This is a genomic window from Streptomyces beihaiensis (assembly GCF_026274175.1).
GTDB classification, from domain to species: Bacteria; Actinomycetota; Actinomycetes; order Streptomycetales; family Streptomycetaceae; genus Streptomyces; species Streptomyces beihaiensis.
This window is the reverse complement of record NZ_JAPHNL010000270.1, coordinates 1-21,319: the sequence shown is the minus strand read 5'-3', so window position 1 is coordinate 21,319 and position 21,319 is coordinate 1. Positions and strand designations below refer to the sequence as shown.

Genomic DNA, 21,319 nt, shown 5'->3' with positions numbered 1-21,319 from the left:
CGGCGCCACTGATCAGTCTCGACCGGGTCCCGACCGGGAGGTGAACCGCGTGTACGTGTGCAACTGCTTCGGAGTCACCGAGTCGCAGGTCAAGCAGCACGCGGAGAACGGTGCCTGCACCCCCCGCCAGATAGCCTCGGCCTGCAAGGCGGGCACGGACTGCGGTTCGTGCGTGCGCAGGATCCAGGCGCTCCTCGGCCGGGGCGCGTGCCCCCGCAGGGAACTGGTCGAGCAGGGCGGGGCGGCCGTGGCGCTGGCGCCGCAGGCGCAGCTCCCGAAAGCGGCCTGATCGCGGCGGGCTCGATCCGCTCTCAGCTCTCCGGCTGCTCGATGAGCTGTGCGATGTAGAGCGCCTCGCCGAGCTTCTCCACCAGCTCCAGCTGGGTGTCGAGGTAGTCGATGTGGTGTTCCTCGTCCTCCAGGATCGACTCGAAGATGTTCGCGGACGTGATGTCGCCCTTGCCGCGCATCACCTCGATACCCCGCTTGAGCCGGTCGATCGCCTCGACCTCGATCTGCCGGTCGGCCTGGAACATCTCGGTGACCGTCTGGCCCACCCGCACATGGAACAGCCGCTGGTAGTTGGGCAGGCCCTCCAGGAAGAGAATCCGGTCCGTCAGCACTTCGGCGTGCTTCATCTCGTCGAACGACTCGGACCGCGTGTACTTCGCGAGCTTCGTCCAGCCGAAGTTCTCCTGCATCTTGGCGTGCAGGAAGTACTGGTTGATCGCGGTGAGCTCGGCGGTCAGCTGCTCGTTGAGGAATTCGATGACCTCGGGGTCGCCCTGCATCGCACAGGCTCCTTCCGAAAGGGTGACTGGGCAGGTCCGCGCATCTTTGCACCGGCTCAGGGGTGCGTCCAGTAAGTGCACGCTTAGTATGAGTTGCCCGAATCGGTGATCGATGGGTGTCGGCCGGGGGACCGGTGGTCACGTCCACTGCTCGGGGTCTGTCAGGATGGAGGCATGGGTCATCCGGTGGGTAGCGAGTCCGAGGCAGGGGTGCGGCCGGAGCTTCCGCCGGGGCAGCGCCTGCAGCGCGGCTGGCCCGTCACTCACTACGGTCCGGTGCCCAAGTTCCGCCCCGAGCGCTGGGACTTCAGGGTCTTCGGCGCCACCGCCGACGGTGACAAGCACTCCTGGAACCACGAGGAGTTCACGGCGCTGCCGTACGCGACCGTGGTGGGCGATCTGCACTGCGTCACGAAGTTCAGCATGCTCGGCGCCGAGTGGGGCGGCGTGCGCGCCTCGACCATCCTCGAGCTGGCCCCGCCGGCCCCCGAGGCCACCCATGTGATGGTCTGGGCCGAGTACGGCTTCAGCTCCAACCTGCGGCTGACCGACTTCGCCTCCGACCGCACGATCTTCGCCACCCACAAGGGCGGCGAGCTCCTCACCGCCGAGCACGGCTTCCCGCTGCGGCTCGTGGTGCCCCACCTCTACGCGTGGAAGGGCCCCAAGTGGGTCCGCGGTGTCGAGTACATGACCGCGGACCGGCGGGGGTTCTGGGAGGAACGCGGCTACCACAACGTGGGTGACCCGTGGCGCGAGCAGCGCTACTCGTACCAGGAAGAGCCCGGTCAGGGGCCCGAGCTCTGAGACGTGCCGCGCACGGCTAGCGCAGCGACTTGAGGCGGTCCACGTCGGCCGCGTGGCCCTCCTTGCCGCCGGGCGTCTCGATCACCAGCGGTACGTTCTCCGTGGCCGGGTGGGCGAGCAGCTCGCGGAAGGGCTCGGCACCGATGTGACCGGCGCCGATGTTCTGGTGACGGTCCTTGTGCGCGCCCACGACGTCCATCGAGTCGTTGGCGTGGATCAGCTTCAGGCGCCCCTCGCCGACCGTCTCCACCAGGAGGTCGAGGGTCTGCTTCATACCGCTCGGCCCGGTCAGGTCGTGGCCCGCCGCGAAGATGTGGCAGGTGTCGAGGCAGACGCCGAGCCGCGGGTGGCGGTCGAGCGCGTCGAAGTACGGGCCGAAGTCCCAGGTGCGCGCGCACAGCGACGCGCCCTGCCCCGCCGTCGACTCCAGGAGCAGGTACGGGTCGTCGTCGTGGGTCAGCTCGTCGAGCAGCGGCAGCACGCGCTCACGGACCTGTGCGAGCGCCACGTCCCGGTCGCGGCCGCCGGTGGCCGAGCCGGTGTGCACGACCACGCCCAGCGCGCCGATCTGGCGGGCACGGCGCAACGAGTGGCGCAGCGACGCCACCGACTTCTCGACGGTGGCCTCGGTGTGCGAACCGAAGTTGATCAGGTAGGGCGCGTGGACGTAGGCCGGGATCCCCTCGGCGGCACAGGCGGAGCGGAACTCCTCGTCCTGGCGCGGGTTGCCGGCCGGCGTCGCCCAGCCGCGCGGGTTGGCGACGAAGACCTGGACGGCCTCGGCGCCGATCTCATGGGCGTAGGAGAGACCCACGGAGGCGAGCCCACCGGCCACGGGCACGTGCCCGCCGACCGGATTGCGGAGCACTCCCGCACGGGCGGAGGCGGCGGGAGCGGAGACGGTGCTTCTGTTCACCCGGTCAGGGTGTCATGCGCACCGACGGCCGGCCGCGGTGCCCCGGTCGCACGGGACGGCCACCGGGCGTGGATCACCGAAGGCGGATCACCGACAGCGGAGCACGCGGCGTGCGTCACCGGATGGTGATCGTGATGGTCGACCCCTTCGGGGCGTCGTCGCCGCCTTGCACGGACTGGCTCTTGACCGTGTTGCCGAACAGGCCGAGCAGGCCCCGGTCCTCATTGACGTCGAACCCGGCCGCGCGCAGCTTCCTCTCGGCCTCGGCGACCTTCATGCCCGTCACGTCCGGCACCTCGACCATCACGGGCCCCTCGGACAACGTCAGCGTCACCGTGTCGCCCTCGGCGAGCTGCTCGTCCTGCCCGGGGGACTGGCGCGCCACGGCGCCCTTGTCCTCCTGCGAGTGCACCCGCTCCGGGGAGATCTTCGCCTTGAGACCCGCGTCCTGGAGGTCCGCCACGGCCTGCTCCTCGGCCTCGCCCGTGACGTCCGGGACGTCGATCGGCGCGCCCCTGGAGACGACCAGGGCCACCGCGGAACCCGCCCTGCGCGTCGTGCCCGAACCCGGATCCGTACTGATCACGGAGCCCTTCGGGACGTCCTCGCTGAACTTCTTGGTGATCATGCCGGGTGCGAGACCGCCGTCCGTGAGCGCCTTCTTCGCCGTGGCGAGCGGGGTGCCGCCGAGGTCGGGGACCTTGACGGTCTCCGGTCCCTCGGACACCGTCAGGTCCACCTTGCCGTTGTCGCGGATGCGGGCCCCGGCCTCGGGGCTGCTGGCCATGACGGTGCCGCGCTCGAACGCGTCGCTGTACTTCTGCCTGACCGTCCCGACCCGCAGCCCGGCGTCGGACAGCCGCTGCCGCGCCTGGGGCTCGGTCTTCTCGAGCAGGGAGGGGACCTTCGTGAACTGGCCCGAGTTGATGTACCAGATGCCCGTGCCGGCCCCCAGGACGAGCAGCACCGCCGCGACGATCGCCGACAGACGGCGCCGCGACCTGCCGCCACCGCCTCGCCGCCGCGAGGGCGTGGGAGCGGGGGGCGACGGCGGCATCTCGAACCGGCTCGTGCGGTGCAGCCGCTCGTCCGGGCCACCCGGCCCGCCCGGAGCGCCCTGCCCGTCCGCCGTGGGCAGCGGAAGCTGTACCCCGGCGGTCCGCGCGGCGCGCGGGATCACGCTCGTACGGTCGTCCGCCCCCGCGTGCTCCACCGTCCGGGAGCGCGGCGGCACCGCGTCCAGCTGCTCGTCGGTCAGCGCGGCGCGGGTCTCGCGCAGCTGACCGAGCAGCGCCACGGCGTCGTGCGGGCGCACCTCGGGCGTGCGCGCGGTGGCCGACGCGACCAGCTCGTCGAGCGCGAAGGCGAGGCCGGGGACGGCGGCGGACGGCGGCGGCACGTCCTCGTGCAGGTGCTGGTAGAGGATCTGCGCGGGCGACTCCCCGGAGTGCGGCTTGCCGCCCGTGAGCATCTCGTACAGCACCACACCGCACGCGTACACGTCCACGCTCGGCGTCGCCGTGCCGTGTTCTATCTGCTCCGGCGCCAGGTACGAGACCGTGCCGAGCACCGCGCCGGTGGTGTTGGTGACCGTGTCCACGGCCCGGACAAGGCCGAAGTCCGCCACCTTGACCCGGCCGTCGTCCCCTATCAGGACGTTCTCCGGCTTCATGTCGCGGTGCACGAAACCCGCGCGGTGCGCCGCCCCGAGCGCGGCAAGGACCGGCTCCAGGATGTCGAGCGCGGCACGCGGCTGGAGCGCTCCCCGGTCGCGCAGCACATCGCGCAGCGTGCAGCCGGCGACGTACTCCATCGCGAGGTAGACGTACGCGCCGTCCGTGCCCTGGTCGTAGACCCCCACCACATTGGGGTGCGAAAGACGTGCGACGGACTTGGCCTCGCGGATGAAACGCTCCACGAAGGCGGCGTCGGCCGCCAGCGTCGGATGCATCACCTTGAGCGCGAGCACACGGTCGAGGCGGGTGTCCACGGCCCGGTAGACCGTGGCCATCCCGCCGACCGCGATGCGTGCGTCGATGCGGTACCTGCCGTCGAGCACCTGCCCGAGCAACGGATCTTGAAGGGTCGTGTCCACGCAGGCGAGTGTACGAGGGGTGACCGACAGTCCGGTCCCGGGTGGCGGGACCGAGAAGGGACCGCAGCAGTGCTGTGACGAGCCGGACGGCCGGCCACAGCACCGCGGGGCTCAGAAAGCGGGCCGCTCCGGATCCAGGCGGGCCAGCCCCTCGCCGGGCGAGGACGCCCGCGCGAAGTGCCGCTTCGGAATACGGCCGGCCCGGTGGGCGAGGCGACCCGCCTCGACCGCGTGGCGCATGCCCTCGGCCATGAGGACCGGCTCCTGGGCGCGGGTCACCGCCGAGGCCAGCATCACACCCGCGCACCCCAGCTCCATGGCGAGCGCCACGTCGGACGCGGTACCGGCACCGGCGTCCAGGATCACCGGCACGCGCGCGTGCTCGACGATCAGCTGGAAGTTGTGCGGGTTGCGGATGCCGAGACCGGAGCCGATGGGTGAGCCGAGCGGCATGACCGCCGCGCAGCCCACGTCCTCCAGCTTCCGGGCGAGCACCGGGTCGTCGTTGGTGTACGGCAGCACGGTGAAGCCGTCGTCGACCAGGGTCTCGGCCGCGTCGAGCAGCTCGATCGGGTCGGGCAGCAGGGTCCGTTCGTCGGCGATGACCTCCAGCTTCACCAGATCCGTGCCGAGCGCCTCGCGTGCCAGGCGTGCCGTGAGCACGGCCTCGCCCGCGGTGAAGCACCCGGCCGTGTTCGGCAGCACCTGGATGTCCAGCTTGCGCAGCACCGAGAGGACGGATCCGTGCGCCGAGGCGTCCACGCGGCGCATCGCCACGGTGGTCAGCTCGGTGCCGGATGCGATGAGGGAGCGTTCCAGGACGTCCAGGCTCGGCGCTCCTCCCGTGCCCATGATCAGGCGCGAGGAGTAGGCGGCGCCGCCCAGGACGAGAGCGTCGTCGGCCATGGGGTCAGCCTCCTTGTACAGCGGTGAGGACCTCGACACGGTCCCCCTCGCTCAGCGCGGTGGCGGACCACCGCGCGCGCGGGACGACGGTTTCGTTGAGGGCGGCGGCGACGCCGGAGGGCGCGGCGGTCAGCGTGGCCACCAGGGCGTCGAGAGTGGTTCCGGCGCACAGCGCGCGCGGCGCGCCGTTGACCGTCACGTTCAGCGGGGTGGTGGTGTTCATACGGGCTGCTCCACAGGGGCGGCGTCCGGCCCGGTCGGGTCGAACCGCGCGGGTGTGAACGGGCGGGCTTCCTCCGGCAGTTCACCGGTGACCAGGGCGTGCGCCATGGCGTCACCGGTGACCGGGGTGAGCAGCACCCCGTTGCGCTGGTGGCCGGTGGCCACGAGGAGGCCGGGCAGGGCGGTCGGGCCGAGCAGCGGCGCGTTGTCCGGAGAGCCGGGGCGCAGCCCCGCGCGGGTCTCGGTCAGCGGGAGCTCCGTGATGCCGGGGACCAGCTCGTGCGCGTCGCGCAGCAGCTCGTACACGCCGCCCGCCGTGACGGTGGTGTCCCAGCCGAGCTCTTCCGTGGTGGCGCCGACGACCAGCTCACCGTCGGCACGCGGCACCAGGTACACCGGGCCGCCGCGCACGATGGCGCGTACGGTGCGGCTCAGGAACGGCGCGTACGCCTTCGGCACCCGCAGGCGCAGCACCTGCCCCTTGACGGGCCGCACCGGCGGCCGCACCTCGTCGGGCACACCGGCCAGCTGGCCGCTGCGGCTGCCCGCCGCCAGGACGGTCTGCCCGGCCGCCACCTCGGTGCCGTCGCCGAGGACGACGCCGCGCGCCCGGTCACGGTCGACTCGCAGCCGCTCGGCGTGCGCCCGATGAAAGACCACCCCCGCCCGCTCACAGGCCGTCACAAGGGCGGCGGAGAGCCTTCTCGGGTCGATCTGGTGGTCGCCGTCGACCCGCAGGCCGCCCCGCACGCCCGGCGCCAGCATCGGTTCGAGGCGACGGCAGTCGCGGCCCGAGAGCCACGCGGAGTCGAGCCCCGAACGGCGCTGCAGCTCGTGCAGGTCCCGCAGGTGCGCGCGGTCGTCCGCGTCGAGGGCGACGGCGAGCGTGCCGCACGCGCGGTAGCCGAGATCCCGGCCCGAGGTCTCGGACAGTTCGGCCGCGAAGTCCGGGTAGCGGCGCGCGGATTCCAGGTTGAGGGCGAGCAACGTCTGCTCGCCGTAGTGGAGTTCGGTGACGGCGGCCAGCATCCCGGCCGCCACCTGGGCGGCCCCGCCGCCCGGGTCGGCGTCCGCGACCGCCACCGACAGGCCGCGCTGAGCGGCCCGCCAGGCGGTGACGAGACCGATGATGCCGCCGCCGACGACCAGGACGTCGGGGGTGTGCGAGGTGACGGGGGCGTGCGAGGTGACAGAGGTGGTAGAGGCGCCGTCTGGCGCATGAGACAGTTGCGCTCGGGACGTCTGCGCATGAGACATGGGTGTCAAGGCCCTCCCTTCGCCGGCATGACCCGGATCAGGTTCGTACGGTCGGAGGCCGCTCCAGCCTCCCTCTCAGCCCGCTGCGTCCGGGCTCCCGCGTGTGCTTTACGGTGGCCACCCTAGCTCGTCGGACCGACCCCGGTAAGGGAGCCTCAAGACGTGACCCGATCCCGCGCCCGCAGCCTCGACGGCCTCGTTCTCGCCCCGGTCGCCGACCAGGAGCCGGGCCAGGTGGGCACCCGCACGCGTTTCGCCTACCACGAGGAGGACGGCCGGATCTGGGCCGAGTACGAAGGCGGCGACGTCGTCCGGGGCCGTCTCGTCGGCACGCGCGCGGGTGACCGCCTCGACTTCCGTTACGTGCAGTTGAGGAGCGACGGCACCACGTCGAGCGGGCACTGCGTGTCCACCGTCTCCGAGCTGCCCGACGGCCGGCTGCGGCTGGACGAGACCTGGCGGTGGGAGTCGCAGGAGGGCAGCGGGACCAGTGTGGTCGAGGAGGTTGTGGCACCGGCCGTGCCGTGGTGAGCGTCCCGAGCGCCCCGCCGGGCCGATCGCCCGGCCGGCGGGCGGTGATCGCTAAACCGGTGACGCGTGTGCAGGACGTCACCAGAGCAGTGTCGGCCCGGCCACTGACTCATCGAAGATCCGGTGCCTATGGTGATCCGGTGAGTGAGCAGCGGGCCGGAGACGAGCGGCAGACAGGGAACGGCGAGCGGCGGACCGGCGGCAGGCAATCCTCGGGAGGGCGGCGCGTCGTCATCGTCGGCGCGGGCATGGCGGGTGTACAGACCGCCGTCGCCCTGCGCGAACAGGGCTTCACCGGCACGGTCACGCTGATCGGCGCGGAGCCGCACCAGCCCTACGACCGGCCACCGCTGTCCAAGGCCGTACTGCTCGGCAAGGCCGAGGGCTCGGCCTTCGACATCGACTTCGAGGCGCTCGACGTCACCCTGGAACTCGGCCGCGAGGTGACCGGCCTGCGCCCAGGCGACCACGCACTGGACACGGCCGAAGGGCCGGTCCCGTACGACGTCCTGGTGGTGGCCACCGGTGCCGAACCGATGCGGCTGCCGGGGACGGAGGGCCGGGAGGGCGTGCCCGGCGTGCATCTGCTGCGCACGCTCGACGACGCCGAGCGGCTGCGGCCCGTCCTGACCGAGCAGCACGACGTGGTCGTCGTGGGGGCCGGCTGGATCGGCGCCGAGTTCGCCACCGCGGCCCGCGACGCGGGATGCCGGGTCACCGTCGTCGAGGCGGCCGACCGTCCGCTGGCCGGGGCGCTGCCCGCGGACGTGGCGGCCCCGATGGCCGCCTGGTACGCGGCCGCCGGAGCCGAACTGCGCACCCGCGCGCGCGTGGAGCGCGTCGAGCCGGGTGCCGTGGTCCTGGACGACGGGACGCGGCTGCCCGCCGCAGCCGTCGTCGTCGGAATCGGCGCCCGCCCCGCCACCCGCTGGCTGTCCGGCTCGGGGCTCGAACTCGGCGCCCACGGCGAAGTGGTGACCGACGAGCGGCTTCGCGCCTCGGCGCCCGACGTGTACGCGGTGGGCGACTGCGCGTCGTTCCCCTCGGCCCGCTACGGCGAACGCCTCATGGTCCACCACTGGGACAACGCCCTTCAGGGTCCGCGCACCGTCGCGGCGAACATCGTCGACGGCGCCGCGGTGTACGACCCGGTGCCCTACTTCTGGTCCGAGCAGTTCGGGCGGTTCGTGCAGTACGCGGGCCACCACGAGGCCGCCGACACGGCCGTGTGGCGCGGCGACCCGGCGGGCTCCTCGTGGTCGGTGTGCTGGCTGCACGAAGGCGCCCTGGTGGCCGTCCTGGCCGTCGGCAAACCGCGCGACCTGGCGCAGGGACGCAAGCTCATCGAGGCGGGCACCCTCCTGGACGCGGACCGACTGGCCGACCCCGCACGGCCGTTGAAGTCGGCCGCCGTGTGACGGAAGCCGGGCGGCGGCGGGTGTCCGGATCGCGCTCGCCCTCTTGTCCGGCGGCGACCGGCCGGGGCAGGCTGCGGCTGCCGTCGCGTCCACCTGTTCCGCCGGGCCCGTCGGCCGCTTCCGTCACCCATCCGCGATCCGGAGGACGCCCGTGCACTTCCGCAGATCCGGCACCGCCCTGTGCGGTGCCGCGGCACTCGTAGGCGGCCTGTTCGCCGCGGTCCCCGCCCACGCCGACCCCGCACCGGCGACGGGCTCGAACCCGGCGGTCTCCTACCAGGACCCCGTCACCGCGCTGCCGCCCGTCTCGCGGCCCGACACCCGGCACTGCACGGTCACCGCGGTGCGGCACGACTTCGGCAACACCCTCGGCGAACCCCCGTACGAGACCACGCTCGCCCCGCCCGCCGACTGCCGAGGCCCCTGGAACAAGGTGGTCCTCGACTGGTCGGGCAGCGTCAAGGGCCGCCAGTACGACCGGCTCGCGGGCGTCTTCCTCGGCGGCGCGGAGATCTTCCGCACCTCCACGCCCGAACCCGACGACGACGGTGTCACCTGGTCCGTCGCCAAGGACATCACCGAGTTCGCCCCGCTCCTCAAGGACCCGCACAAGCTCCAGGTCGAACTCGGCAACGTTGTCAACGGCACCTACACCGGCGTCTACCGGATGAAGCTCCAGGTCACCTACTACATGGCCGACAAGCGGCACCCCGCCGCCCGGACCGCCGACCAGGTCGTGCCCCTGGGCGACCCGAACAGCGGTGGCGCACCCTGGCTGACCGTCGGCAAGGGCGGCACCGCCACCCGCGAGGTCGACCTGCCGCGCAACATCACCGACGCGCGCCTGGAGGTGTACGCGCGCGGTGGCGCCTGTGACGAGCAGTGGTTCGACGCCGTGCCCGACGACCTCGCCGCCACCGCGCCCGACTACCTGTGCGGCGGCGGCCCCTACCGGGAGGTACAGGTCGCCGTCGACGGCCGCCCGGCGGGCCTGGCCCAGCCCTACCCGGTCGTCTACTCCGGCGGCATCGTGCCCACCCTGTGGCGGCCGGTTCCCGCGATCGACCAGTTCAGGACCCAGGCGTACGACATCGACCTCACGCCGTTCGCCGGCCGGCTGTCCGACGGACGGCCGCACAAGGTGAGCATCACGCCGTACGGGGCGAGCGACGGCTGGATCGTGGACGGTTCACTGTTCCTGCGCACCGACGCCCACGCGTCCCGCACCACGGGCCGGGTCACCATCGACACCCTCGGCGCCCTGCCCCGGGTGACCACCCGGGAGACGCCCCGGTCCGACGGCGGCACCGACCTCTCGGTCACCACGGGCCGCTCCTGGAAGATCTCCGGCTACGTGGACACCTCGCACGGCCGCGTGACCACCACGGTCGAGCAGCGCTTCGGCTACAGCAGCACCGGAACCGTCTCCAGAACCGGCCAGCACCAGATCGTCCACCAGCGCGACCGGGGCACCACGACCGTCACCACGCGCGCGCGGGGCCACGAGAGCGCCCGGCGGCACACCTGGTCGTACCCGATCGACGTGGACATGGCCATCCCGCGGTACGTCGACTACGACAACTACGACCTCGAGGCCGCCGTCACCCAGGGGCGCGTCATGGAGGACAGCCACCGCACCGGCTCCGGACGCCACTGGCACCTCGACGCCCTCACCGACGACAGGATCGACGCCACCGGCGACCTGGCCCGCGAGGACGGTGCCGTCGCGCACGCCGACGGCACCTCCCACGAGAGGTACCGCGGCACCACCGACAGCGGCGCCTGCTACGCCCGAGACCTGACGGCCGCCCACGGCTGGGTGACGGGGGACCACGCCGAGGCGTGCAGGTTCCCGCGCGGGTGAGGAGGGCTGGCCGGGGCCGGGCGCGGCGGGCCCGCACGGACCGGCCCGGCTTCCGCGTGTCAGTCCGGGATGGCACGCTTGTCCCGTGACCGAGATTGACGCAAAGATCGATGCTCTCGTCCCCGAGTGGCTCACCCTCCCCGACATCGCCGAGCAGACCGGTGCGGAGGTGACACGCGTGCGGCAGTGGGTGAAGGAAGGCCAGCTGATCGCCGTGCGCCGCGGTGAGAACAGGGCACTGCACGTGCCCGCCGCCTTCATCGACGGCGACAAGATCGTCAAGGGCCTGACCGGCACCTTGACGCTGCTCAGGGACGACGGCTTCACCGACGAAGAGATGCTGGAGTGGCTCTTCACCCCTGACCCGACCCTGCCCGGCACCCCCGCGCAGGCCCTGAGCGAGAATCGCGGCACGGAGGTGAAGCGCCGCGCCCAGGCGCTCGCCGTCTGACCTGACAGCCGTCCGGCGTGCGCGCCGCGGACCCGCGGGACCTCCCCGGGCCCGCGGCGCGCACGCCACCGACACCGCACCATCTACGGGGGGAACTCCATGGCATCCACGGCATCCGGGGTATCCGGGGCATCCGCGGCGGGCGGCAAGCGCGCACAGCTCGCCGACGCCCGGCTGTACCTGTGTACGGACGCCCGCAGGCGCCAGGGCGACCTGCCGGAGTTCCTCGACGCCGTCCTGGCGGGCGGCGTGGACATCGTGCAGCTGCGTGACAAGGGCATGGAGGCCGGCGAGGAGCTGGAGCACCTGGAGGTGTTCGCCGCCGCGGCCCGCCGTCACGGCAAGCTGTTCGCGGTCAACGACCGCGCGGACGTCGCCCACGCGGCCGGAGCCGACGTGCTGCACCTGGGACAGGGCGACATACCCGTCCCGGCGGCCCGCGCCATCCTCGGCGACGGCGACGACGTCCTGATCGGCCGCTCCACGCACGCGGAAGCGGAGGCCGACGCGGCGGCCGTCCAGGAGGGCGTGGACTACTTCTGCACGGGCCCGTGCTGGCCGACCCCCACCAAGCCCGGACGCCACGCCCCCGGCCTCGACCTGGTGCGCCACACGGCCGCCCTGGGCACCGACCGCCCCTGGTTCGCCATCGGCGGCATCGACCTGGGCAACCTGGACGAGGTCCTGGAGGCGGGCGCCCGCCGCGTCGTCGTCGTACGGGCCCTCACCGAGGCCGACGACCCCGGGGCTGCGGCGGCCGAGTTCGCCGAGCGGCTGCGCTCGCTGTGACCTGCGGCGACGCGTCGGCCGCCGGGTCTGTCCGCAGGGTGGACGGGGATTAGGGGCGAGCGGGTTCCCTCAGTAACCTGCCCGTATGGCCCTAGGCACCCCATCCACCAGGACTGACCGCGCCCGCACCGTGCGGGACATGCTCGCGCCGGGCAGGGCGACGTACTCGTTCGAGTTCTCGGCGCCGAAGACCCCGAAGGGCGAGCGCAACCTGTGGAACGCGCTGCGCAGGGTCGAGGCGGTCGCGCCCGACTTCGTGTCCGTGACGTACGGCGCGGGCGGCTCCACGCGCGAGGGCACGGTCAAGGAGACCGAGCAGATCGTCGCCGACACGACGCTGACACCGGTCGCCCACATCACGGCGGTCGAACACTCGGTCGCCGAGCTGCGCAACATCATCGGCCAGTACGCCGACGCCGGAATCCGCAACATGCTCGCGGTCCGCGGCGACCCGCCCGGCGACCCGATGGGCGACTGGGTGCCGCACCCCCAGGGGCTCACGTACGCGGCCGAACTCGTCGAACTGATCAAGGAATCCGGGGATTTCTGCGTCGGTGTCGCCGCGTTCCCCGCGATGCATCCGCGCTCTCCCGACTGGGACACCGACGTGCGGCACTTCGTCGACAAGTGCCGCGCGGGCGCCGACTACGCCATCACGCAGATGTTCTTCCATCCCGAGGAGTACCTGCGCCTGCGCGACCGGGTCGCCGCCGCGGGCTGCCAGACGCCGATCATCCCCGAATGCATGCCGGTGACGAGCGTACGCATGCTCGAACGCCTGCCCAAACTCAGCAACGCCGACTTCCCTCCGGAGCTGAAAGAGCGCATCCTCACAGCACAAGACGATCCCGCCGCTGTACGCTCCATTGGCATCGAGTTCGCCACGGAGTTCTGCGCGAAGCTGCTTGACGAGGGAGTGCCGGGTCTGCACTTCATCACTCTCAACAACTCCACGGCGACGTTGGAAATCTACGAGAACCTCGGTCTGCACGTTCAGCGGACCTGACCGGCCGTCCGTCCCCACGAGGGCCGCGGCCGTACGAGAGGGGCGTCCATGGGCTTCGCGGTCCTCTACGTGGCCTTCGGGCTGGTGGCACTGTGGCTCCTCGGCGAGGTGCTGTTCCAGTACAAGGCGCGGCTGCGCTGGCGTGTGCTCGCCCTTGTGGGCTTTCTCGGCGTCGTCGTCGGCGTCGTGCTGCCCTCGGTGTACGTCATCGGGCTCGGGGCCATCGCCTTCGCCGTCGGCCAGACCTACGTGACGCTCTCCTTCCGCCGCGGCTTCGCGGCCGGCTGGGCGCTCAAGGCGGGTCCGCTGGGCCGGATCGGCCGGGACGAGGGCGGCCGGGACGAGCGGCGGCGGCCGGCCCGGCAGGACCCGACGCTGGAGGTGTCCGACGTCGAGTACGAGCAGGACCCCGCCCCCGACCTCGGCGCGGACGGCGACCTGACCGCCGACCCGGCCGCCGCGTACGCGCAGACGTCGGAGTACGCACAGGCATCGGAGTACGCGCAGACGTCCGAGTACGCGCAGGCATCGGAGTACGCGCAGACGTCGGAGTACGCGCGGACGTCGGAGTACGGACAGACGCCGGAGACCTCGGCCGAGTCCACGGCCGTGTACGCCGCCACCGAACCCATGCCCGATGACACCGGCGGGTACGGCGTCTACAGCGACTCCGCCTACGACACGGCCGCCCAGGCCCAGCCCGCCCAGGCCCACGCCTACGACCAGGCGGCCTACGGCTACGACCAGCAGAACTACGGCTACGACGCCGCGCAGCAGCCCTACGCCGCGCCCTACTCGGACCCGTACATCGGAACCCAGACCTACCCCGCCCAGCCCGAGTACGGCGACCCGTACGGCACCGGCCAGCAGTACGCCGACCCGTACGCGGCCGCCGCCGGCTACGGCGCCGACACGCCGCCCGGAGGCGTCTGGGTGCCGCACCAGCGCACCGGCGACGACCAGCAGCCCTACGGCGGTGAACTGCCGCCCGAGCAGACCTACCCGTACCAGCAGGACCCGAACGCGGGCACGGGCTACGGCAACGGCTACGACGAGCAGCAGCAGTACTGGCGCTGATCACTGCGAGCCGCGGAACTCCGACCCCTCCACGATCAGCCCCGCGACCAGCGCGCCCGACATGCCCGCGTGCGGCAGCCCGCCCCCGGGATGGGACCAGCCGCCGACCGTGAACAGGCCCTCGACGGCCGTGGTGTTCGACGGGTGCAGCCGCTGTCCCCCGGCCGCCGCGAGCGCGGGGGCGGGCACCGCGCCCCCGACCGCCCCGGTCGCCTCGGCGATGTCCCGAGGTGTCCGTATCTCCTGCCACAGCAGACGGTCACGCAGCGCGGGCACGGCCCGCTCAGCCGCCGACAGGACCGCGTCGACGTCCTCCTCGCCCACGCGCGCGTGCGGCGGCACGGTCACCGTCAGCGTCACCGCCTCATGCTCCGCGTCCGGCACCAGGGAGAGGTCGTCCGGCCGCAGTACCGCGACGGTCGGGCTCTGCGGTCGCGCGGCGCCGTCGAAGAGCCAGGCCAGCTCGGCGGCCCGGTCCGTCGTGTGCACCACCGCGCGGTACGGCGTGCCGTCGGGGCGTGCGCCGCGCAGGGCCAGGTGCACCGTCAGACGGCTGGGCAGCGACGCCTCGGGCTGCGGGTCCGGCGCGCCCCGCACCGCCCGGCCCGCCACGAGCCGGTCGAGCGCGCCCGGTGCCACGCCCGCCACCACGAACTCGGCCTCCTCGACCGAGCCGTCCGCGAGCTCGACCCCGGCCGCCTGCCCGTCCTTCTCCACGACGCGCGCCACCGGGGCGTCGAACCGGAACTCGACCTTGCGCCGCAGGCAGCGCTCGTGCAGCGCGTCGGCGAGCGCCCGCAGGCCGCCGCGCACCGCCCAGGTGCCGAAGGTCTGCTCCATGTACGGCAGCACGGCCGCGGACGCCGGGGCCGTGCGCGGATCGAGGCCCTGCGCCAGCGCGTACTGCTCCAACAGCGCCACCAGTCGCGGCTCGCGGCCCAGCTCGAACTCTCCGATCTCCGTCAGCGTCGTCGCCACCCGGTCGGCGCGCAGCAGACGACGCCGGACCACGGCCGGATACGGCTCACGCTCGGCGAGCACCTGCCAGTTCGGCCACAGCGGCTCCTCGAGCAGCGGTCGACGGGAGCGGTCCCACGCCTCCCGCGCCCGGTTCATGAACGCCGACCAGCGCGCGCCCGCACCCGTACCGACCACCGCGTCCAGCGCCTCCGCGACGCCCGCGCGGCGTGCGTTGGGCAGATCCGCCACCGAGCCGTCCGCGAACACGTGCCGCACCGCCGGCTCGACCTGGGTGAGGCCGACCACGTCCTCCAGCTGTTCCTTGCCGGTCTTGACGAACAGGTCGCGGTAGACGGCGGGCAGCTGGAGCAGGCCGGGGCCCGTGTCGAACGCGAAGCCCTCGCGCTCGAACCTGCCCACCGCCCCGCCGTACGTCGACGCGCGCTCGAAGACCACCGGCCGGTGGCCCGCCGTGGCCAGCCGAGCGGCGGCCGCCATGGCGCCCATCCCAGCGCCGATCACCGCAATTCGTGCCATGCCAGGGACCTTATCGGCCCCCACTGACAACGCCGCGCGCGCGGGCGCGGGAACCGCCTGATCCGCCGCGCGAGGCGGGCCGACGGACATGCTCGTGACCAGGTGGACACGGTCCGCGCCTGGGCACGAGCGCGCACGTCTGAGTATCCGTACCTAGGCGGCGAGATGAGTAGGTACGCGGATGGGCCGCGACCTGTGAGGACGGGAGAGTGGAGGCCACGCGGAGGGCGCGGGACCGGCACCGCCGACACGGGGCGGCGGAACGGTCCGGCCCTTGGCCGCTCCTCTCGCCCGCGAGGGCGGGAGCGAGGCACGGGGGACCCGGCGGAGACGGAACGGGGGCCGACGGGGGAGTACGGGGGAGTACGGGGGATGCGCCGGTCCGGTGCGGCCTGGGACCATCAGGCCCTGCCGGACCGGCGCGCCGCGTCAGGCCCTGCCGGTCAGCGGCTGGCTGCCACCCACCCGGCCCTGGAGCAGCAGGGAGAGGGCGGCGTGCACGTCGTCCAGGGAGCGCTCGGGCTGGAACGCCTGCCAGTCGAGGGCGGCCACCAGGACCATGCCCACCAGCGCCGCCGCGGTGAGCGGGATGTCGATCTCCTCGCTCAGCTCGCCGCTGTCCACGGCGCCGCGCAGCACTCCCTCCACGACCGCCACCGCCTCCTGGCGGACCACGGCGAGCGTGGACTGCCACGCACGGTTGGTGCGCCACAGCTCGGCGACGTAGAGCTGGGTGAAGGCCGGGTACTGGTCGATGAAGACCAGACCGGCGCGGATCATCGCGTCCAGGGCGTCGACCTTGCTGCCGCCCTCCGCCTCCGCCTTCTGCGCCGCGTCACGCAGTGACGCGGTGAGGAGGCCGACACCGTGCCGCAGCAGCTCCTCGAAGAGGACGGACTTGCTGGCGAAGTTGTAGTAGACCGTGCCCTTCGCGACCCCGGCGCGTTCGGCGATCTCGTCGACCGTCGTCGCGGAGAATCCCTGCTCCGCGATGAGCGTGACAGCGGCCTCGTAGAGCTTCTGCCGGGTGGCCTGGCGCCGTGTGCTGCTTTCCATGGCCCCGATTCTCACAGGCCGCCTCCCGGGCGCGCTCACAGGCTCAGCTCCGGGTGCAGCCGGTCGAGGGTCCACACCTGTTTGCGGCGGGCCGTCACGGCGGTGAGGGCCAGCGCCCCCGCGGTGAACGCGGCGAGGACCGCGCACGCCTGCCACACGGGCCCGAGCCCGCCGCCCGTGATGAGCCGTCGCAGCGCCTCGACGACGTAGCTCATCGGCAGGAACGGGTGGAGCGCGTTGAAGAAGCCGGGGCTGGTCTGCACCGGATACGTGCCGCCCGCGGACGTCAGCTGCAGCATCAGGAACGCGAGGACCAGGATTCGCCCGGCGGCGCCGAAGCGCGCGTTGAGCCACTGCACGAGCGCCGCGAAGCACGCCGTCACCAGGGCGAGGAAGCCGATCGTTCCGGCCGCGTGCAGCATCCGCAGTCCGAGCGCCCAGTGGAGCACCGCCATCAGGGCCGCCACCTGGAGGACGCCGAGCGCGGCGACGGGCAGCCAGCCGGCGAGCGTCACCCGCCACGAGGACGCGCCGACGGCGAGCGCGCGCCGGTTGAGCGGCTGGATCAGCATGTAGGCGACCATGGCGCCCACCCACAGGGAGAGCGGGATGAAGTACGGGGCGAAACCGGTGCCGTAGTTGGGCGCCTTGTGCAGCGCCCGCGCCGCCAGTCGAACCGGGTCGGCCATCACCCGGGTGCGCTGGTCGCGGTCCTTCTTGTCGTAGTCGGGGATCTTCTTCACGCCGTCGTGCAGCCCGCCCGCGAGTTTCCCCGAGCCGTCGGCGAGCTTGAACATGCCGCCCTTGAGGTCGTACGCCCCGGTCTTCAGCCTGCCCACCCCGGTGTCGAGGTCGGTGGAGCCGGTCTTCGCGGTGCCCAGGCCGGTGTGCAGCCTCTTGGCGCCCGCGGCGACCTCGGCCGCGCCCTTGTTGAGCTTGTTGATCCGGGCGACCGCGTCGTCGACGTCCTTGTCGAGCGTGGGGGCGTGTTCGGCGAGCGCCTCGGACTGCTTCTGGAGCGCGGCCAGATGCCTGTCCATGACGCCGAGGTCGCCGTGCTCGTCCTGGACGAGCGTGTCGAGGTCGTCGGAGACCGTGGCCACGTCGGCGGCCGCCGTCTTCGCCTTCTTCAGGTCCGCGCAGGCCGGGTCGTCGATCAGCGCCTTCTCGCAGCGCGCCTTGTAGACGGCGGCCAGCACGTCCGAACTCGCGTGGGCGCCCTTGCGTGCGATCGGTGCGGCCTTCACCAGGTCGTCGAGGTTGTCGCGGACCCCCTTGGCGGAGTCGGCGACGAGCCGAGCGGTGTCGCCGATGGCCTTCTTGTCGTGCTTGAGGAACGGACGCACCTTGCCGGCGGCACCGTTGACCTTGTCGGCCAGTTCCTGCGTGCCGTCGGCGACCTGCCGGGAGCCCGTCTCCAGGTCACCGGCGCCCTTGTCGAGTTTCTTCAGCCCGGCGGCCAGGTCGCCGCTGCCCTTCTTGGCCTCCTTGAGCCCGGCGGCCAGGTCCTTCGAGCCCTTCTCGGCCTTGCCGATGCCGCCCTTGAGCCGGTCGGCGCCCTTCGCCGCCCGCTTGGTCGCGTCGTGGATGTCCGAGAAGGAGATGAAGATCTTGTCGAGGAACGAGCGGGACGCGTGCGTGGAGGCGGCGGAGCGCACCTCGGAGAAGACCGTGCGGGATATCTGCCCGACGATGTAGTTGTTCGCGTCGTTCGTCCGCACCTGAAGGGCGCCGGTCTCCGGCGAGGCGCCCGAGCTGGAGGCGATGCGCTCACTGAAGTCCTCGGGCATGGTCAGCGACAGGTAGTACGTGCCGTCCTCCACGCCCTTCTCGGCCTGCGCCGCGCTGACCTGGTGCCAGTCGAAGGTGTCACTGTCGCGCAGCCCCTTGGTGATGTCGTCGCCCGCGTGGATCTTCTGGCCCGCCGCGGTCGCTCCCCGGTCGTCGTTGACGAGCGCCACGGGGATCTTGTCGAGCCTGCCGTACGGGTCCCAGAAGGACCACAGGTACAGCGCCCCGTAGAGCAGCGGCAGCAGCAGAAGGGCGACGAGCGCGGCGCGCGGCAGCTTCCCTCTGCCGAAGCGCCTCAGCTCAAGCGCGGCCAGCTTCGGCGAGCGCATCGGCCGTCTCCTTGTCGGTGTCGTCGGTGGTGCGGTCGATGTCGTCGGTGCTGTCGGTGCTGTCGGTGCTGTCGGTGCTGTCGGTGCAGTCGGTGCAGTCGGCGCCGGTCGGGCGGCAGGGCGGTGTGGTCGGCACGACGACCGCGCCCGGGGGCGGCTCGCTGCACACGGCGACGACGGTGACGCCCGCGCCGGTGACGGCCCGCAACTGGCCCCAGACCTCGTTCCGCTCGGCGTCCCCGAGCTTCAGGTCGGTGTCGTCGACACCGATCAGGCGGGGGCGGCCGACGAGCGCGAGAGCGAGCGAGAGGCGCAGCGCCTCCACTCGCTCCAGGTCCCTTACGGCGGTCCGCGGGCCCTTGGGCAGCGCGTCGGGGTCGAGTCCGGCGGTGGCCAGCGCGGTGTCGACGCGCGACCGCGCCGCCGCGGCCCGCTCGGCGCGCGGTCGCAGCAGCCCGCGCAGCGAACCGTCGAAGCGACGCTGCAGCAGCGCCCGTTCGCGCAGATGCTCGGCGACGGTCAGGGCCGGGTCGAGGTCGGTCACCCCGGGTACGTGCGCGAGCGCGCTCATTCGGCGGACGGCGGCCATCTGCTGCGGCAGGCGCAGGCCGCCGACCGTGGCCGTCCCCTCGGTCGGGCGCATCCGGCCCGTCAGGGCGAGGAGCAGGCAGGTGCGGCCGCTGCCGGACGGCCCCGCGACCGCGACCAGCGATCCCGCGGGCGCCTCGGCGTCGATGCCGCGGAACGCCCAGCCGCGTGGCCCCTTCAACCCGAATCCCTCGGCGGTGACGGCCGTGCCGCCCTCCCGGCACGCCGTGTCCACGGCAGCCCCACACTCATTGAACTGACTGGTCAGTGCAAAAACTAGCCCGAACCTTCGATCGAAGCAAAGCCCCAGGTCAGGGCCGATTGTCAGTGGCGTGCCCCACGATGGGCACATACGGCCACAGAGCCGTCACAGAGACGACAGGAGGTTCGTCATGGCTGCACATCCGGCGCCCGGCACATCCGCCGCGGCCGCGGCACGCCGCCGTGCCACCGGCCCTGCCCCCTTACCGACCGGACCCGCGAGCGACATTCACCCGGTGCCCCGCCGGGCCGGCGCCCCGCCCGCCGCGCTCGACCTGCTCGCCCAGGCCCGCGCGGGGCTCGACGAGTCCACCACCCTTGCCTCGCCCAACGAGCGGTACGCCACGGCCCACCTCGCCGCACTGCGCGCCGCGGCCGCCGTCCTCGCCGTCCGTGGCCGCCCCGAGTCCACGCCCCGTCGCCGTGCCCGGATCCGTAGCGCCTGGGAGGTGCTGCCCGAGACGGCTCCCGAGCTGACCGAGTGGAGCGCCCTGTTCGCCTCCGGAGCCACCCGGCGCGCCCGCGCGGAGGCGGGCATACGCGGCGCGGCCAGTGCCCGCGACGCCGACGACCTGGTGCGCGACGTGGCGATGTTCCTCCGCATGGTCGAGCGCATGCTCGTCCCGCAGCCCGTGCTCCCCGGGCCCCGCCCCGACGAGGACGCGGCCGCGGCGGGAAAGGAGGTACCCGACGCGGGCTGAGGCGGACACGGAACGGCACGCACCGTTGGCACGGTCGGCCCGCCCCCGCCCATTAGGGTGGAGTCGCCCGAACCAGTACCTGCTCCGCCACCAGCCGGAGCCGCGCCGAGGAGTCACCAGCCGTGCCGGACCCGATGCCCGCCCGCCCTCGCGCAGCACTGCGTACCGCCGTGGTCTGGGAGGTCCTCAGGGACGCCCTCGACCGACGCGTCAAGGCGACCGGGCGCCAGGCGCTCGACGTCCTGGACACCGGCGGCGGCAGCGGCAACTTCGCGGTGCCGGTCGCCCGCCTCGGCCACCACGTCACGGTCGTCGACCCCAGCCCGAACGCGCTGTTCGCCCTGGAGCGCCGAGCGGCCGAGGCCGGGGTCGCCGACCGGGTCCGCGGGGTGCAGGGCGACGTATCGGGCCTCTTCGACGTCGTCGAGCGTGCCGGGTACGACGCGGTGCTGTGCCACGGTGTCCTGGAGTACGTCGAGGAACCCGCGGAGGGCGTGCGCAACGCGGTGGGAGCACTGCGCCCCGGCGGCGTCCTGAGCCTGCTGGGCGCGGGCCTCGGCGGCGCCGTGCTCGCGCGGGCCCTCGCCGGGCACTTCAAGGAGGCCCGCCACGCACTCGACGACCCGGCGGGGCGCTGGGGCGAGGGCGACCCGGTGCCGCGGCGCTTCACCGCCGAGCAGCTCACCCAGCTCGTCTCCGACGCGGGCGTCGACGTCGGGGCGGTGCACGGCGTGCGGGTCTTCGCCGACCTCGTGCCCGGCGTCCTCGTGGACACCGAGCCGAGCGCCCTGCAGGAGCTGCTCCGCCTGGAGGCCGCCGCCGCGGAGCTGCCCGCCTTCCACTCGGTGGCCACGCAGCTGCACGTCCTCGGGCAGAAGCCGACGGACGACTAGTAGTGCTTGGTCAGGTTGATGTCGGGGTGGGTATGTCGCGGTGGCAGGTGGGGCAGGCGCCGGTCCATGTGGC

The 21,319-nt window shown here is 72.9% G+C and carries 21 protein-coding genes and 1 riboswitch; of the genes, 11 read left to right on the top strand and 10 right to left on the bottom strand.

The annotated features are described in order from the left end of the window. Positions 1-40 precede the first annotated feature (40 nt). On the top strand, positions 41-289 hold the full coding sequence (locus tag OFY01_RS21845; protein WP_266602522.1) for a (2Fe-2S)-binding protein: 249 nt from the start codon (positions 41-43) through the stop codon (positions 287-289). A 22-nt stretch (positions 290-311) separates the two neighbouring features. On the opposite strand, the gene bfr is transcribed toward OFY01_RS21845, so the two are convergent. After that, positions 312-791 carry a bacterioferritin gene (gene bfr, locus OFY01_RS21840; protein ID WP_266602520.1) on the bottom strand — a complete coding sequence of 160 codons (480 nt, stop codon included), beginning with the start codon at positions 789-791 and terminating at the stop codon, positions 312-314. Positions 792-965: 174 nt separating this feature from the next. On the opposite strand from bfr, the gene OFY01_RS21835 reads away from it, so the two are divergent. Further along, positions 966-1,598: a sulfite oxidase-like oxidoreductase gene (locus OFY01_RS21835; RefSeq protein WP_266602518.1), complete on the top strand. Its 633-nt coding sequence runs from the start codon at positions 966-968 to the stop codon at positions 1,596-1,598. A gap of 16 nt (positions 1,599-1,614) precedes the next feature. Here the strand turns inward: OFY01_RS21835 and OFY01_RS21830 are convergent, their stop codons facing one another. The 5 genes from OFY01_RS21830 to thiO all read right to left on the bottom strand — a co-directional run bounded on the left by OFY01_RS21830 (position 1,615) and on the right by thiO (position 6,994). Then, positions 1,615-2,514 carry a deoxyribonuclease IV gene (locus OFY01_RS21830; RefSeq protein ID WP_266602516.1) on the bottom strand — a complete coding sequence of 300 codons (900 nt, stop codon included), beginning with the start codon at positions 2,512-2,514 and terminating at the stop codon, positions 1,615-1,617. A 115-nt stretch (positions 2,515-2,629) separates the two neighbouring features. Continuing rightward, positions 2,630-4,609: a Stk1 family PASTA domain-containing Ser/Thr kinase gene (gene pknB / locus OFY01_RS21825; protein ID WP_266602514.1), complete on the bottom strand. Its 1,980-nt coding sequence runs from the start codon at positions 4,607-4,609 to the stop codon at positions 2,630-2,632. A 111-nt stretch (positions 4,610-4,720) separates the two neighbouring features. Continuing rightward, positions 4,721-5,515, bottom strand: a complete 795-nt coding sequence (locus OFY01_RS21820; RefSeq protein ID WP_266602512.1) for a thiazole synthase — start codon at positions 5,513-5,515, stop codon at positions 4,721-4,723. A 4-nt stretch (positions 5,516-5,519) separates the two neighbouring features. Then, complete coding sequence (gene thiS / locus OFY01_RS21815) at positions 5,520-5,738, bottom strand: sulfur carrier protein ThiS (protein ID WP_266602510.1); 219 nt, start codon at positions 5,736-5,738, stop codon at positions 5,520-5,522. Continuing rightward, positions 5,735-6,994, bottom strand: a complete 1,260-nt coding sequence (gene thiO / locus OFY01_RS21810) for a glycine oxidase ThiO (protein ID WP_266602508.1) — start codon at positions 6,992-6,994, stop codon at positions 5,735-5,737. The genes thiS and thiO overlap by 4 nt, the downstream gene beginning before the upstream one ends. After that, positions 6,992-7,105, bottom strand: a riboswitch (TPP riboswitch). (Overlaps the previous gene by 3 nt.) Positions 7,106-7,156: 51 nt before the next feature. Between thiO and OFY01_RS21805 the strand changes: the two genes are divergently transcribed. The 7 genes from OFY01_RS21805 (at position 7,157) to OFY01_RS21775 (ending at position 14,130) form a co-directional block, all read left to right on the top strand. Then, on the top strand, positions 7,157-7,525 hold the full coding sequence (locus OFY01_RS21805) for a hypothetical protein (RefSeq protein ID WP_266602507.1): 369 nt from the start codon (positions 7,157-7,159) through the stop codon (positions 7,523-7,525). A gap of 248 nt (positions 7,526-7,773) precedes the next feature. Further along, on the top strand, positions 7,774-8,943 hold the full coding sequence (locus tag OFY01_RS21800; RefSeq protein ID WP_266602555.1) for an NAD(P)/FAD-dependent oxidoreductase: 1,170 nt from the start codon (positions 7,774-7,776) through the stop codon (positions 8,941-8,943). 151 nt (positions 8,944-9,094) lie between these two features. Then, a complete protein-coding gene (locus tag OFY01_RS21795; protein WP_266602506.1) occupies positions 9,095-10,807 on the top strand; it encodes a peptide-N4-asparagine amidase in 1,713 nt (570 codons plus the stop codon). Positions 10,808-10,892: 85 nt separating this feature from the next. After that, positions 10,893-11,258: an Rv2175c family DNA-binding protein gene (locus tag OFY01_RS21790; RefSeq protein WP_266602504.1), complete on the top strand. Its 366-nt coding sequence runs from the start codon at positions 10,893-10,895 to the stop codon at positions 11,256-11,258. Positions 11,259-11,357: 99 nt separating this feature from the next. Next, entirely contained in the window at positions 11,358-12,047 is a 690-nt protein-coding gene (gene thiE / locus OFY01_RS21785) for a thiamine phosphate synthase (RefSeq protein WP_266602502.1), read from the top strand. Between the two features lie 85 nt (positions 12,048-12,132). Beyond that, positions 12,133-13,053 carry a methylenetetrahydrofolate reductase [NAD(P)H] gene (metF, locus tag OFY01_RS21780; RefSeq protein WP_266602500.1) on the top strand — a complete coding sequence of 307 codons (921 nt, stop codon included), beginning with the start codon at positions 12,133-12,135 and terminating at the stop codon, positions 13,051-13,053. Positions 13,054-13,101: 48 nt separating this feature from the next. Continuing rightward, entirely contained in the window at positions 13,102-14,130 is a 1,029-nt protein-coding gene (locus OFY01_RS21775; RefSeq protein WP_266602498.1) for a hypothetical protein, read from the top strand. Here OFY01_RS21775 and OFY01_RS21770 read toward each other — a convergent pair whose 3' ends face one another. From OFY01_RS21770 to OFY01_RS21755, 4 genes are all read right to left on the bottom strand, one after another. Further along, entirely contained in the window at positions 14,131-15,627 is a 1,497-nt protein-coding gene (locus OFY01_RS21770; RefSeq protein WP_266602496.1) for a phytoene desaturase family protein, read from the bottom strand. It abuts the gene before it with no gap. 429 nt (positions 15,628-16,056) lie between these two features. Further along, a complete protein-coding gene (locus OFY01_RS21765) occupies positions 16,057-16,683 on the bottom strand; it encodes a TetR/AcrR family transcriptional regulator (RefSeq protein ID WP_266602495.1) in 627 nt (208 codons plus the stop codon). 35 nt (positions 16,684-16,718) lie between these two features. Next, positions 16,719-18,803, bottom strand: coding sequence for a YhgE/Pip domain-containing protein (locus tag OFY01_RS21760; protein ID WP_266602494.1), 2,085 nt, complete (start codon positions 18,801-18,803; stop codon positions 16,719-16,721). Beyond that, the gene (locus OFY01_RS21755) at positions 18,775-19,626 is read right to left on the bottom strand and encodes an ATP-binding cassette domain-containing protein (RefSeq protein WP_266602493.1); all 852 of its coding nucleotides are present in this window, start codon (positions 19,624-19,626) and stop codon (positions 18,775-18,777) included. The genes OFY01_RS21760 and OFY01_RS21755 overlap by 29 nt, the downstream gene beginning before the upstream one ends. A 157-nt stretch (positions 19,627-19,783) precedes the next feature. On the opposite strand from OFY01_RS21755, the gene OFY01_RS21750 reads away from it, so the two are divergent. Further along, the gene (locus OFY01_RS21750) at positions 19,784-20,353 is read left to right on the top strand and encodes an SAV_6107 family HEPN domain-containing protein (protein WP_266602492.1); all 570 of its coding nucleotides are present in this window, start codon (positions 19,784-19,786) and stop codon (positions 20,351-20,353) included. Between the two features lie 134 nt (positions 20,354-20,487). Continuing rightward, complete coding sequence (locus OFY01_RS21745; protein ID WP_266602553.1) at positions 20,488-21,246, top strand: class I SAM-dependent methyltransferase; 759 nt, start codon at positions 20,488-20,490, stop codon at positions 21,244-21,246. Positions 21,247-21,319: the final 73 nt, after the last annotated feature.

What these genes read in the sequence shown, in the direction of transcription:
- OFY01_RS21775 (WP_266602498.1), top strand. Translation starts at nt 13,102, where the DNA reads ATGGGCTTCGCGGTCCTCTACGTGGCCTTCGGGCTGGTGGCACTGTGG.
- OFY01_RS21750 (WP_266602492.1), top strand. Translation starts at nt 19,784, where the DNA reads ATGGCTGCACATCCGGCGCCCGGCACATCCGCCGCGGCCGCGGCACGC.
- OFY01_RS21760 (WP_266602494.1), bottom strand. Translation starts at nt 18,803, where the DNA reads ATGCGCTCGCCGAAGCTGGCCGCGCTTGAGCTGAGGCGCTTCGGCAGA.
- metF (WP_266602500.1), top strand. Translation starts at nt 12,133, where the DNA reads ATGGCCCTAGGCACCCCATCCACCAGGACTGACCGCGCCCGCACCGTG.
- bfr (WP_266602520.1), bottom strand. Translation starts at nt 791, where the DNA reads ATGCAGGGCGACCCCGAGGTCATCGAATTCCTCAACGAGCAGCTGACC.
- OFY01_RS21745 (WP_266602553.1), top strand. Translation starts at nt 20,488, where the DNA reads ATGCCCGCCCGCCCTCGCGCAGCACTGCGTACCGCCGTGGTCTGGGAG.
- OFY01_RS21835 (WP_266602518.1), top strand. Translation starts at nt 966, where the DNA reads ATGGGTCATCCGGTGGGTAGCGAGTCCGAGGCAGGGGTGCGGCCGGAG.
- OFY01_RS21765 (WP_266602495.1), bottom strand. Translation starts at nt 16,683, where the DNA reads ATGGAAAGCAGCACACGGCGCCAGGCCACCCGGCAGAAGCTCTACGAG.
- OFY01_RS21820 (WP_266602512.1), bottom strand. Translation starts at nt 5,515, where the DNA reads ATGGCCGACGACGCTCTCGTCCTGGGCGGCGCCGCCTACTCCTCGCGC.
- thiE (WP_266602502.1), top strand. Translation starts at nt 11,358, where the DNA reads ATGGCATCCACGGCATCCGGGGTATCCGGGGCATCCGCGGCGGGCGGC.
- thiO (WP_266602508.1), bottom strand. Translation starts at nt 6,994, where the DNA reads ATGTCTCATGCGCAGACGTCCCGAGCGCAACTGTCTCATGCGCCAGAC.
- OFY01_RS21770 (WP_266602496.1), bottom strand. Translation starts at nt 15,627, where the DNA reads ATGGCACGAATTGCGGTGATCGGCGCTGGGATGGGCGCCATGGCGGCC.
- OFY01_RS21800 (WP_266602555.1), top strand. Translation starts at nt 7,774, where the DNA reads ATGGCGGGTGTACAGACCGCCGTCGCCCTGCGCGAACAGGGCTTCACC.
- thiS (WP_266602510.1), bottom strand. Translation starts at nt 5,738, where the DNA reads ATGAACACCACCACCCCGCTGAACGTGACGGTCAACGGCGCGCCGCGC.